Here is a 12,241-nt window from a genome sequence, read left to right on the forward strand (position 1 = left end):
GGTATTCTAACAGGAAGGGCCGACCACCGGCCCGTACCCTAGTCCCCCGAGGGCGTGAGGGTCAGCCGCTGCAGGCGGCCGGCGCGGTCGAGGATGTAGACCGCTTCGTCGACCACCACCGGGGCAGCGAGGACGCTGCGCACCGGCTTGCGGCTCAGGCCATCCGGCTCGTCGGGGGCCGGCGGCTCGGCGTGGAGATCGTGGCGCCCCACCAGGTGGCCCTCCTGGCGGTTCAGGATGTGGAGGAAGCCCTCGTAATCGGCCACCAGCAGCCAGTCTCCCTTCACCGCCGGCGCGGAGAGGCTGCGGTAGGCGAGGTCATCCCGGCGCCAGAGGGTTTCCCCGCCCCGGGCGTCCAGGGCCCAGAGGCGATCCTCGGAGTCGACCACGTAGACGGTCCCGCCGGCCACGGCCACCCCGGCATGGCCGGGGATCTCCCGGCTCCAGCGGGTATCCCCGGTATCCAGGTCCACGGCGATGGTCCGCCCCTGGTAGGCGGCGGCATAGACGGTGCCGTTCGCCACCACCGGCGGGGCATCCACGTCCACCATGCGCTCGAGTTCGGACCGGCCGCTGGGGGTGGCCACGGCGGCCTCCCACTCCACGGCCCCGCTGCGACCGTCGATGGCGGCGATGCGCCCGCTGCCGAAGCCGTCCACGAAGTAGCCGTCGGCGATCCGGGGGGCGCTGGTGCCGCGCAGGGTCAGGGAGGGGACGGTACGGTCGTAGACCCACCGCTGGTTGCCGTCATCGGCATTGAGGCCGAAGAGCTTGCCGTCGCTGCTGTGGACGGCGATCACCGACTCGGTGACCGCGGGGGCGGAGAGCACGGCGGCGGAGACCTGGCCGCGCCAGAGACGCTCACCGGTCTCTGCATCCAGGGCCCGGACCTCGCCATCCCCGGTAGCCACCACGACGCGGCCATTGCCGTAGCCGGTACCTCCGGTCAAGCGGGCGTCCAGGTCGCGCTCCCAGCGGGTAAGGCCGGAGTCCGCCTCCACCGCCCGGACCACGCCGTCCCGGGAGGTGGCGAAAATGGCCCCATCTCCCACGGCGGGGGCCAGGCGAAGGTGATCGCCCTCGGTCCCCCGACCGATCCGGGTCTTCCACTGGGTCTCGGTGGTAATCCGGTCCTTGTAGTCGGGCAACGGCGAGGGGGGATTCACCGGAGTGCTCCCGCAGGCCGCGAGCAGCAGACTGCCGGCGGCCACCAGAGCGGTTCGGATCATGATTCCTCCGCGGCAAGGCGGCTGGTGAGGTCGTCGATCTTCATGTCCAGCAGGCGGCTCTGGCCAGTCCGCGCCTGGCGGGCCGACCGGTAGGCCGCCAGGGCCGCCTCCAGCTCGCCATTGGCGGACCGGGCCTCGCCCTCGATGGCCCGGGCCGTGCCGGCGTAGGCGGGATGGGCCTCGGCGACGCCGGCGGCCAGCTCCGCTGCCTCACCGGCCTTCTCCAGCTCCAGCAGCAGCCGCGCCCGGCGCAGCTCCGCCGCCGGCCGCACGGCCACCGGCTCGGCACGCTCGCCGGCCCATTCCGCGAGGCCGGCGGCCCGCTCGTAGTCACCCTGGTCGGCCGCCATGCGGGCCCGGTAGAGGGCCGCCAGGGAGGCGTACGGCGTCCCGGCGAACTCCTCCATCAGCCGCTGGCCCAGCTCATCGGCGGCCTCCGTGGATCCACTGCCGTGCTGGAGCTGGAGGCGGCTGTAGAGGGCCGCCGCTGCCTCGGCCTGGCTGGCCTGATGGTCGAACCAGAGCCGCGTCCCGACAATGGTCAGGACGACGAGGACGACTCCGACGATAATGAGTCGGCCCCAGCGCTGCCACCACTGCTGGAGCGCCTCTGCTCGTTCCTCGTCCGTTGCACCATTTTCCATGCTGTCCTCCTCTTGCGCACACGCGCGCGGCGCGCCGCCTTAACCGAGCGATTCCGCTGCATCGATAACCCCTTTCAGCCGGTCCGCCGCGGCGTCCAGCTCCAGACGTTCCTGCTCTCCTCCGCCTTGAAGCGGCCGCCAGGTCACCTCGCCGGCCTCGGCCTCGTCATCGCCCAGGATCAGGGCGACGGCGGCGCCGCTGCGATCGGCGCGCTTCATCTGGGACTTGAAACTGCCGCCGCCGCAGTGGCGGATGAGGCGCAGATCCGGCAGCCGATCGCGCAGGGCCTCGGCCAGGCCGTCGGCCTGCTCCGCCGCGCGGTCGCCGGCGACCACCAGGTAGGCGTGGGGCCCGGCGCGCTCCGGGAGCTCCGGGTCGCGCTCGGCCATGAGTGCCACCAGCCGCTCCAGGCCGGCGGCGAAGCCGGCCGCCGGGGTCGCCGGGCCGCCGAGCTGCTCCACCAGGCCGTCGTAGCGGCCGCCGGCACAGACCGTACCCTGGGCGCCCAGGTCGTCGGTGATCCACTCGAAGACGGTCTTGGTGTAATAGTCCAGGCCGCGGACAAGCTGGGGATTGACGGTGTACTCCACGCCGGCGGCATCCAGGCGGCGGCAGAGTTCGTCGAAATCGTTGCGGGACTCCTCGTCCAGGCTGTCCGCCATGCGCGGGGCGCCCTCGAGGATGGCCCGGGTATCGGGATTCTTGGTGTCCAGGATCCGGAGCGGATTGGAATCCAGCCGCCGGCGGCTGTCCTCGTCCAGGTCGGCCTCGTGCTGACGCAGGTAGGCCACGAGTTCCTCCCGATAGGCAGCGCGCGACTCCGCGCTACCCAGGGTATTGAGTTCCAGGCGAAGACCTTCGAGGCCCACGGCCCGAAGCATCCGGGCACTCATGAGGATGATCTCGGCGTCCAGATCCGGTGTGGCGATCCCGAAGGCCTCCACGCCCACCTGGTGAAACTGGCGATAGCGGCCCTTCTGGGGCCGCTCGTGGCGGAACATGGGGCCCATGTACCAGAGCCGCTGGGCGCCCTGGTTTACCAGGCCGTGCTGGATCCCGGCGCGGACGGCGCCGGCGGTCCCCTCGGGGCGTAGGGTCAGGCTGTCGCCGTTGCGGTCCTCGAAGGTGTACATCTCCTTCTCGACGATGTCGGTGACCTCGCCGATGGAGCGCTTGAAAAGCTCGGTGGACTCCATCACCGGCAGGCGCAGCTCGCGATAGCCGTAGGTGCGCACCACGCGCCGCACGGCCGCCTCCAGCTGCTGCCACCAGGGGGTCTCCGCCGGCAGGCGGTCCCCCATGCCGCGAATGCCTCGCAGGGGCTGGGTGCGGCCCTCAGCCATTGTTGCGTTCCTCCAGGTCGCGGCGATAGGCGCGGGCACCGGCGGGGTTGCCCAGGGCGCGCTCGATCCGCGCCCCCAGTTCCAGGGCCGCCATAGCAGGCTCATCCACGGCGTCGATATAGCGCTCCAGGAAACCCCGAGCGGAGAGGTACGCCTCTCGCTGGTACTGGATCCCGGCCAGCTCTCGCAGGAATCGGCGCGGTGCCCCGTCGACGGCGAGGGCACGGCGGTAGTACGCCGCCGCCTCCTCCAGGCGCTGGGCCTCCTTCAGGCACTCCCCGGCATTGCCCAGGGCGTGGGCGCGGCGCTCGTAGACCGGATCGGCAGCCGCGGTCTCGAAGGCCGCCACCGCGCCGTCCACCTCGCCCTGCTCGCACCGGAAGACGCCGACGTTGTTGTTCAGGGCCGGCGCCTCGGGGGTCGCCTCCAGGGCCGCCGCATAGTGCTCCCTGGCCCGCTCCGGCTCCTCCAGCCGGCGATAGAGCTCGGCCAGGTAGTGGTGGGCGTCCGCATGCTCGGGGGCGAACTTCAGGGCGCGCTGGAGCTTGGTCCGGGCGCGCTGGTAATCCCCCTGCTCCAGGTAGGCCAGCCCCAGGCGGGCATTGGCATCGGCCGCCTCGGCATCTTCCCGGGCCGAGCCGGAGGGCGCCGAGGCGCAGCCGGCCAGGAGCGCAGCCAGCAGTATCACGGCGCTCAGGGCACGCAGCTTTCGCCTCATGCAGGACCCTCCGCCACCACCGGCACCTGCCGGAAGCGCCGTTTGGTCTTGTCCTGGAACTGGCCGGCGAGCTGGCCGCAGGCGGCGTCGATGTCATCCCCCCGGGTCTTGCGGGTCACGGTGACGTAACCGGCCTGGATGAGCCGGTCGCGGAAGGCGTTCACCGCGGACAGATCCGGCGCCGAGTAGCCCGAGTCGGGGAAGGGATTGAAGGGGATCAGGTTGATCTTGGAGGGGATCCCCTTGAGCAGCCGCGCCAGCTCCCGGGCGTGCTCCGGGGCGTCGTTGACGCCGCGGATGAGGACGTACTCGAAGGTGATCTTCCGCCGGGCCTCGCCCTCCACGTAGTGGCGGCACGCCTCCAGCAGCTCCTGGATGGGATACTTCTGGTTCAGCGGCACGAGCTCGTCGCGCAGCTCGTCGTTGGGGGCGTGCAGGGAGATGGCGAGGCTGACGTTGCTCACCTCCCTCAGCCGGTAGAGGGCGGGGACCACGCCGGAGGTGGAGAGCGTCACCCGGCGCCGGCCCAGCCCGTAGGCATTGTCGTCCATCATGATCTCCATCGCGCGGACGACATTGTCGAAATTCAAGAGCGGCTCGCCCATGCCCATGAGGACCACGTTGGTGAGCACCCGGTTGCTGGAACGCGGGTCGTGCCCCAGCGCCTCCGCCGCCACCCGGACCTGGGCGATGATCTCCGCCGCCGAGAGGTTGCGGTTGAAGCCCTGATAGCCGGTGGCGCAGAAGCTGCACTCCAGCGCGCACCCCACCTGGGAGGAGATGCAGAGGGTCCCCCGCCCGTCCTCGGGGATGAAGACCGTCTCGATGGCGTTGCCATCGTCCAGCTCCAGCAGCCACTTGCGGGTGCCGTCACTGGCGGTGCGGTCGGCAATCACCGTGGGGACGTCCACGCGGGCGTGTTCGGCGAGCCGGGCGCGCAGCGACTTGGAGAGATTGGTCATCTCGCCGAAGTCGCTGACGCCCATCTGGTGGATCCACTTCTGAACCTGCGCCGCCCGGAAGGGCTTCTCGCCGAGCCCCGTAAGGAAGTCGGCGAGGCCCTCGCGATCGAGACCCAGGAGATTGACGGGACCCTCGGTGGCCATGGCGGCGGGCTCTCCGGCGGCGCTATCAGCCGCGGCTGTGGATGTCGTTGCTGTCGAAGAAGAAGGCGATCTCGGTGGCCGCGGTCTCCGGGGAGTCGGAGCCGTGGGCGGCGTTGGCGTCGATGCTCTCGGCGTAGTCGTGACGGATGGTGCCCGCCTCGGCCTCGGCCGGGTTGGTCGCGCCCATGATCTCGCGGTTCTTGCGGATGGCGTCCTCGCCCTCCAGGACCTGGACCATGATGGGACCGGACATCATGAACTCCACCAGGGCGTTGAAGAAGGGCCGCTCGCGGTGAACGGCGTAGAAGCCCTCGGCCTGCTCGCGGCCGAGATGAGTCATGCGGGCGGCGACGACCTGGAGACCGGCGCGCTCGAAGCGCGAGTAGATCTCGCCGATGACGTTCTGCGCCACCGCGTCGGGCTTGATGATGGAGAGGGTACGCTCGACAGCCATGCTGACTCCCTGAAAATGGACGCTGGATCACGGATTGGAAAGCCAGCGATTATACGCGGCCGGCAGGGAGGCTGCCAACGTGGGGCGGCGGCTCAGTCCTCGCGCTCGTCCAGCCACATCATCTGGATGGCCTCGAGGACCTTCTCGTTGGACCCCTCGGGGTCGTCATCGAACTCCTCGAGTTCGGTGACCCAGCGGTGGAGGTCGGTGAAACGCACCCACTGCGGGTCCACGTCGGGGTGGGCCTCGTCCAGGGCGATGGCGATGTCTCGGCTGTCGGTCCACTTCATGGCACAAGCTCCGTCGGATGGGTCGCGGTGGCCTTTTTGGGGCGCGGGGGGCGGGGCAGCGGGGCATCAGGGACGCCGTACATACGTCCGTGTAGGCTCCACGACGGCATCCCTGCCGTCGAGGCCCTGATGCCCCCCTGCCCCACCCCCCGCGCGGAACTCATTCCGCCCCCGGCGAACCGGGGGCCTGGCTCAGGGATTCAGTGCCCCTCGGAGACCATGTTGATGGTGTACTTGGGGATCTCCACCACCAGGTCCTCTTCGGCCACCAGGGCCTGACAGGACAGTCGGGACTCCGGCTCCAGGCCCCACGCCTTGTCCAGCATGTCCTCCTCGTCCTCGGTGGGCTCGCCGAGGGAGTCGTAGCCCTCGCGCACGACGACGTGGCAGGTGGTGCAGGCGCAGGACTTCTCGCAGGCGTGCTCGATCTCGATGCCGTGGGCCAGGGCGGCATCGCAGATGCTCGTCCCGGCCTCGGCCTCGATGGCCTCGCCCTCGGGGCAGATCTCCTCGTGGGGGAGAAAGATGATCTGGGGCATGATTTCGCTCTCCGTGGGCGGTCAGGCGTCGTGGAACTCTTCCACTCGGTGGCCGGCCAGGGCCTCGTTGATACCGGCATCCATGCGCCGCTGGGCGAACTCGGCGGTGGTGTTCTCCACCGCCTCCAGGGCGCGACGGATCGCGGTGGTGTCATCACCGTCCCGGGCCCGGCGCAGCTCCGCAAGGCTCTCGTCGATGGCCGTGCGCTCCTCGTCGCTGAGGAAGCGGTCGCCATCGGCTTCCAGGGCGGCCTCCACGGCCTCCAGGGAGCGATCGGCCTCCACCTGCTGTTCACGCAGGCTGCGGGCGGCGACGTCCTCCTCGGCGTGGGTCATGGACTCCCGCAGCATCCCCTCGATCTCCCCTTCGGTGAGGCCGTAGGAGGGCTTGATCTGGATGCTCGCCTCGGCGCCGGTGGTCTCCTCCTGGGCGGCAACGGAGAGGAGGCCGTCGGCATCCACCTGGAAGGTCACGCGGATGCGGGCGGCCCCGGCCACCATGGGCGGGATCCCGTGGAGGTTGAACTGGCCCAGGGAGCGGTTGTCCGCCACCAGTTCGCGCTCGCCCTGGACCACGTGGACCCCCATGGCGGTCTGACCGTCCTTGAAGGTCGTGAACTCCTGGGCGCGGGCCACCGGGATGGCCGTGTTGCGCGGGATGACCTTCTCGGTAAGCCCGCCCATGGTCTCGAGACCCAGGGAGAGCGGCGTGACATCCAGCAGGAGCATGTCGTCATCGGGCCGGTTGCCGGCCAGCAGGTCGGCCTGGCGGGCGGCGCCAATGGCGACCACCTTGTCCGGGTCGATGGAGACCAGCGGCTCGCGGCCGAAGGTCTCACCCACCCGCTGGCGCACCAGCGGCACCCGGGTGGAGCCACCGACCATGACCACCTCGCGGATCTCGTCGGTCTCGATGCCGGCATCGCGCAGGGCGCGGCGGCAGGGGGTCAGGGTCCGGCGGACGATGGGCTCCACCAGCTCGTCGAAGGTGGCGCGATCCAGCTCGCCGGACCAGTGGCGGCCATCGCCCAGGTCCACCTCGATGGACGCCGTGTCGGCCTCGGTAAGGGTCTCCTTGGCGGCGCGGGCATCGCGCTTGAGGCGGCCTACCAGGCGCGTGTCCTCGGTATCCCCGATCCCGGCCTGCTCGATGATCCACTCGGCGACCACGCGGTCGATGTCGTCACCGCCCAGGGCGGAATCGCCGGCGGTGGCCAGGACCTCGAAGACCCCCTGGGTGAGCCGCAGGACGGAGACATCGAAGGTGCCGCCGCCCAGGTCGTAGACGACGTGGACGCCCTCGGCCTCCTCGTCCAGGCCGTAGGCGACGGCGGCCGCGGTGGGCTCGTTGAGCAGCCGCAGGACCTCGACCCCGGCCAGCCGGGCGGCGTCCTTGGTGGCCTGGCGCTGGGCGTCGTCGAAGTAGGCCGGAACGGTGATCACGGCCCCGTGGAGCTCGTCGCCCAGGCTGGCCTCGGCCCGGTGGCGCAGGGTGCGCAGGATCTCCGCGGAGACCTGGACCGGCGTGACATCGCCGCCGGCGGTCCGGATGCGCGGCACCCCGGACTCGCCCTCGGCGACGAATTCGTAGGGGAGCCGATGGCCGCTGGCGCGGATGTCTTCCACCCCTCGGCCCATGAAGCGCTTCACCGAGACCAGGGTGTTCTCCGGGTCGTCGGCGGCGGCGGCCAGGGCGTCGTAACCCACCTCCGGCTCGCCGTCGGCCCGGTAGCGCACCGCCGAGGGCAGGGTGTGGCGGCCCTGTTCGTCCGGCAGGGTCACCGCCTCGCCGGAGCGGACGGTGGCGACCAGGGAGTTGGTGGTCCCCAGGTCGATGCCCACCGCCAGCCGGTGTTCGTGGGGGGCCGTGGACTGGCCCGGTTCGCTGATCTGCAGCAGTGCCATGGGGTATTCCGTGTCGCTTGGGGGCGTATCGCTTCAGGAGGCCTCGGTGAGGTCCTCGTCCACCGCATCGGCCTCGGCGGCGAGCTTCTGGAGGAACTGGAGCTTGCGCACGCCTTCGCGCGCCCGCTCCAGGGCCTCCTGGGAGCCGTCGGCGAAGTCGGCGGCCAGCGCCTCCCGTTGTTCCCGGGCGGCACCGTCGACGGTCCGGCGCAGGTCCTCCAGCGCGGCAAAGGGGTCGTCAGCCTGGCGTACCGCGGCGAGCTGCTCCCGCAGCTCCATCTGCTGCATGAGGAAGGACGGATCCATGGTGGTATCCGTCTCGTCGTTCATGGGCAAGCCGCGCCGCTCCAGGAGATGGCGGGCCCGGGCCACCGGGTCCTTGAGCACCCGGTAGCCCTCGTTGATGTTGGCCGCCTCCTGGACCGCTATGCGCCGCTGGCGGTCATCGCCGCCGGCGTGGCGGTCGGGATGGGCCTCGCGCTGGAGTTCGCGGTAGCGCTCGGCCAGGGCCTCGGTATCCACCTCGAAGGACTCCGGGAGGCCGAACAGGCCGAAATAGTCCGGGCCGGAGGCCTCAGACATTGAAGCTCTCGCCGCAGCCGCACTCGTCGCTGACGTTGGGGTTGTTGAACATGAACCCCTCGTTGAGACCCTCGCGGCCGTAGTCGAGCTCGGTGCCGTCCAGGTAGACCAGGCTCTTGGGGTCGATGACCACCTTGACGCCGTGGTTCTCGAAGACCTGGTCCTCGGGCTCGATCTCGTCGGCGAACTCCAGCACGTAGGCCATGCCGGAGCAGCCGGAGGTACGAACCCCTACCCGGAGGCCCTCGCCCTGCCCGCGGTTCTCGAGATAGCGCCGCACGTGGTCGGCGGCCGCCTCGGTCATGGAGATCGCCATGCTCACCCCCTCAGGCCTGGCCAGTGGCGGCTTCGGTGCTGCCCTGCTGGTGGGACTCGTAGTCCTGGATGGCGGACTTGATGGCGTCCTCCGCCAGCACCGAGCAGTGGATCTTCACCGGCGGCAGCGCCAGCTCCTCGGCGATGTCCGTGTTCCGGATCTGCTGGGCCTCCTCCAGCGTCTTGCCCTTCACCCACTCGGTGAGCAGGCTGCTGGAGGCGATGGCCGAACCGCAGCCGTAGGTCTTGAACTTGGCATCCTCGATGACGCCCTCGTCGTTGACCTTGATCTGCAGCCGCATCACGTCCCCGCAAGCGGGGGCGCCGACCATGCCGGTGCCCACCGACTCGTCGCCCTTCTCGAAGGCGCCGACGTTGCGCGGATGCTCGTAGTGGTCGATGACCTTGTCGCTGTAAGCCATGTCCGTTACCTCGCTGAAAGCTTAATGGGCCGCCCATTCCACGGAGTCGAGATCGATCCCCTCCTTGTACATCTCCCAGAGGGGGGAGAGCTCACGCAGCTTGTCCAGGTTCTTGTGGATGACGTCCACTGCGTAGTCGATCTCCTCCTCGGTGGTGAAACGGCCCAGGGAGAAGCGGATGGAGCTGTGTGCCAGCTCGTCGTTGCGGCCCAGGGCGCGCAGGACGTAGGAGGGCTCCAGGCTCGCCGAGGTGCAGGCGGAGCCGGAGGAGACCGCCAGCCCCTTGAGCGCCATCATCAGGGACTCGCCCTCGACGAAGTTGAAGCTCAGATTCAGGTTGTGCGGCACCCGGCGCTCCAGGTCGCCGTTGACGTAGATCTCCTCGATGTCGGAGAGGCCGTCGAGCATGCGGTCGCGCAGCATGCGCACCCGCTCGCTCTCGGCGGCCATTTCCTCCTTCGCCAGGCGGAACGCCTCGCCCATGCCGACGATCTGGTGGGTCGGCAGGGTACCGGAGCGCATGCCGCGCTCGTGCCCGCCACCGTGCATCTGCGCCTCGATGCGCACCCGCGGCTTGCGCCGGACGTAGAGGGCGCCCATGCCCTTGGGGCCGTAGGCCTTGTGGGCCGAGAGCGCCAGCAGGTCGGCCTTCATGGCGTCGACATCAATCGGCACCTTGCCGGCGCTCTGGGCGGCGTCCACGTGGAAGACCACCTTGTTCTCCCGGCAGATCTCGCCGATGGCGGCGATGTCCTGGATGACGCCGATCTCGTTGTTCACGTGCATCACCGAGGCGAGGATGGTGTCCTCACGCAGGGCGTCGCGGAACTTGTTCAGGTCCAGAAGCCCGTCGGACTCGGGGTGGAGATAGGTGACCTCGTAGCCCTCGCGCTCCAGCTCCCGGCAGGTGTCCAGCACCGCCTTGTGCTCGGTGCTCATGGTGACGATGTGCTTGCCCTTCTTCTGATAGAAGTGGGCCGCCCCCTTGAGCGCCAGGTTGTCGGATTCCGTCGCCCCGGAGGTCCAGACGATCTCCTTGGGCGAGGCGTTGATGAGGTCAGCCACGTGGCCGCGTGCGGCCTCCACCGCCTCCTCGGTCTCCCAGCCGAAGGCGTGGGAGCGGGAGGCGGGGTTGCCGTAGAGGCCCTCCGCCGGCGTGAGGTAGCGACACATCTGCTCCGCCACGCGCGGGTCCACCGGCGTGGTCGCCGAATAGTCCATGTAGATGGGTTTGGTCATGGCCCTCTCCTGACTCCTGGAACCGCTGTCGGTCCGCGTTGTTTCCCCGTCGCCGCCGATCTTCAACCGGCGGTGGGCTTGTCCTCGGCTACCAGGGGCGTGCCCCCGAGCTCGCGATCCTGTCGTTCGGCCACCTCCCGGACTCCGCGCCGTTCCACCAGCTGGCCCAGGGAGATGCTGCCCAGGAACTGGTAGATCTGATCGCTGAGATCGGACCAGAGGTCGTGGGTAAGGCAGCGTTCATTGCCCTGGCAGTTGGCCTCACCAGCGCAGCGGGTGGCATCCACCTTCTCGTCCACCGCCGTGATGACGTCCACCACCGGGATCTCCTCTCCCGGCCGGCTCAGGCGATAGCCGCCGCCGGGGCCCCGGGCGCTGTCCACCAGGCCGCGCTTGCGCAGCTTGGCGAAGAGCTGCTCCAGGTAGGAGAGCGAGATCCCCTGGCGCCGGGAGATGTCCGCCAGCGTGATCGGGCCTTGGTCGTAGTGCAGTGCCAGATCGAGCATGGCGGTCACTGCGTATCGCCCTTTGGTGGTAAGCCTCATGGCGAAATCCTTCCGTCTCTTGCGCGCTTGTGGGGGGTATTGTGCATGTCCCAGTAAAAAAGTCAACTATTCCCGGGGGGCGCCACCCTCGCTGTCAGGTCCGCCCTGGCGCGCCTCGGCGCCCTCGCCTTCCTGCTGCTCGGTGAAGACGCTGCCGGCGTTGATCTCGCAGTCGGGGAGCTGCGGCATACCGTTCTCGTCGATCTCTCCGCCCAGCCGCTTGATGGCGCTGCACATCTCCTCCAGCCGATTGTCGGTGGCGTGGAGGTGGTCGAGCATGCAGTTGATGGCACTGGCCACCGGGTCCGGCATGTCCCGAGTGGTGCCGTAGGCGTCGAAGCCCATCTTGCGCGCCATGGCATCCCGGCGTTGCTGGTGCTCGTCCGCCGGCGGCTCGCGATTGACCACCCGGCCGGGGATACCCACCACCGTGGATCCCTCGGGGATATCCTTGACCACCACGGCGTTGGAGCCGACCCGGGAGCCGGCCCCGACATTGATGGGCCCCAGGACCTTGGCCCCCGCTCCCACGACGACATCGTTGCCCAGCGTGGGGTGGCGCTTGCCGCGGTCCCAGCTCGTCCCGCCCAGGGTCACGCCGTGGTAGAGGGTGACGTCATCGCCGATCTCGGCAGTCTCGCCGATGACCACCCCCATGCCGTGGTCGATGAAGAAGCGCCGACCGACCCGGGCGGCCGGATGGATCTCGATGCCGGTGAGCAGGCGGCTGATGGCCGCCAGCAGGCGCCCGAGCCAGCGCAGTCGATGGTTCCAGAGCCAGTGGGCGGCCCGGTGGTGGACCACGGCGTGGAAGCCGGGATAGGAGAGGACGATCTCCCAGGCGGAGCTGGCCGCCGGGTCGCGCTCGAAGATGCAGCGAATATCCTCGCGCAGGCGCTGGAACATGGT

15 protein-coding genes are annotated in these 12,241 nt (G+C 69.7%); all 15 read right to left on the minus strand.

Annotated features, from left to right (window positions below; genetic code table 11):
• Window positions 1–38 precede the first annotated feature (38 nt).
• Window positions 39–1,229 carry an outer membrane protein assembly factor BamB gene (gene bamB / locus BM272_RS05925; RefSeq protein WP_093427854.1) on the minus strand — a complete coding sequence of 397 codons (1,191 nt, stop codon included), beginning with the start codon at window positions 1,227–1,229 and terminating at the stop codon, window positions 39–41.
• Window positions 1,226–1,873, minus strand: a complete 648-nt coding sequence (locus BM272_RS05930; RefSeq protein WP_093427855.1) for a YfgM family protein — start codon at window positions 1,871–1,873, stop codon at window positions 1,226–1,228. The genes bamB and BM272_RS05930 overlap by 4 nt, the downstream gene beginning before the upstream one ends.
• Before the next feature lie 39 nt (window positions 1,874–1,912).
• Window positions 1,913–3,217 carry a histidine--tRNA ligase gene (hisS, locus tag BM272_RS05935; RefSeq protein ID WP_093427856.1) on the minus strand — a complete coding sequence of 435 codons (1,305 nt, stop codon included), beginning with the start codon at window positions 3,215–3,217 and terminating at the stop codon, window positions 1,913–1,915.
• Window positions 3,210–3,935, minus strand: a complete 726-nt coding sequence (gene pilW / locus BM272_RS05940; protein WP_093427857.1) for a type IV pilus biogenesis/stability protein PilW — start codon at window positions 3,933–3,935, stop codon at window positions 3,210–3,212. The genes hisS and pilW overlap by 8 nt, the downstream gene beginning before the upstream one ends.
• Entirely contained in the window at window positions 3,932–5,041 is a 1,110-nt protein-coding gene (gene rlmN / locus BM272_RS05945) for a dual-specificity RNA methyltransferase RlmN (protein ID WP_093427858.1), read from the minus strand. The genes pilW and rlmN overlap by 4 nt, the downstream gene beginning before the upstream one ends.
• A gap of 25 nt (window positions 5,042–5,066) precedes the next feature.
• A complete protein-coding gene (gene ndk / locus BM272_RS05950; protein WP_093427859.1) occupies window positions 5,067–5,495 on the minus strand; it encodes a nucleoside-diphosphate kinase in 429 nt (142 codons plus the stop codon).
• 92 nt (window positions 5,496–5,587) lie between these two features.
• Complete coding sequence (gene iscX, locus BM272_RS05955) at window positions 5,588–5,785, minus strand: Fe-S cluster assembly protein IscX (protein WP_093427860.1); 198 nt, start codon at window positions 5,783–5,785, stop codon at window positions 5,588–5,590.
• 200 nt (window positions 5,786–5,985) lie between these two features.
• A complete protein-coding gene (gene fdx / locus BM272_RS05960; protein WP_093427861.1) occupies window positions 5,986–6,324 on the minus strand; it encodes an ISC system 2Fe-2S type ferredoxin in 339 nt (112 codons plus the stop codon).
• Window positions 6,325–6,345: 21 nt separating this feature from the next.
• Window positions 6,346–8,229, minus strand: coding sequence for a Fe-S protein assembly chaperone HscA (hscA, locus tag BM272_RS05965; RefSeq protein WP_093427862.1), 1,884 nt, complete (start codon window positions 8,227–8,229; stop codon window positions 6,346–6,348).
• Between the two features lie 33 nt (window positions 8,230–8,262).
• Window positions 8,263–8,811, minus strand: coding sequence for a Fe-S protein assembly co-chaperone HscB (hscB, locus tag BM272_RS05970; protein WP_093427863.1), 549 nt, complete (start codon window positions 8,809–8,811; stop codon window positions 8,263–8,265).
• Complete coding sequence (iscA, locus tag BM272_RS05975) at window positions 8,804–9,127, minus strand: iron-sulfur cluster assembly protein IscA (protein ID WP_093427864.1); 324 nt, start codon at window positions 9,125–9,127, stop codon at window positions 8,804–8,806. Before iscA ends, hscB begins: the two co-directional genes overlap by 8 nt.
• A 10-nt stretch (window positions 9,128–9,137) precedes the next feature.
• Window positions 9,138–9,548, minus strand: coding sequence for a Fe-S cluster assembly scaffold IscU (gene iscU / locus BM272_RS05980; protein ID WP_093427865.1), 411 nt, complete (start codon window positions 9,546–9,548; stop codon window positions 9,138–9,140).
• Between the two features lie 21 nt (window positions 9,549–9,569).
• On the minus strand, window positions 9,570–10,787 hold the full coding sequence (locus tag BM272_RS05985) for an IscS subfamily cysteine desulfurase (RefSeq protein WP_093427866.1): 1,218 nt from the start codon (window positions 10,785–10,787) through the stop codon (window positions 9,570–9,572).
• 62 nt (window positions 10,788–10,849) lie between these two features.
• Complete coding sequence (gene iscR / locus BM272_RS05990) at window positions 10,850–11,332, minus strand: Fe-S cluster assembly transcriptional regulator IscR (RefSeq protein WP_093427867.1); 483 nt, start codon at window positions 11,330–11,332, stop codon at window positions 10,850–10,852.
• A 66-nt stretch (window positions 11,333–11,398) separates the two neighbouring features.
• Entirely contained in the window at window positions 11,399–12,238 is an 840-nt protein-coding gene (gene cysE / locus BM272_RS05995) for a serine O-acetyltransferase (RefSeq protein WP_093427868.1), read from the minus strand.
• Window positions 12,239–12,241 lie beyond the last annotated feature (3 nt).

This window comes from Thiohalospira halophila DSM 15071 (genome assembly GCF_900112605.1).
Classification (GTDB): domain Bacteria; phylum Pseudomonadota; class Gammaproteobacteria; order Thiohalospirales; family Thiohalospiraceae; genus Thiohalospira; species Thiohalospira halophila.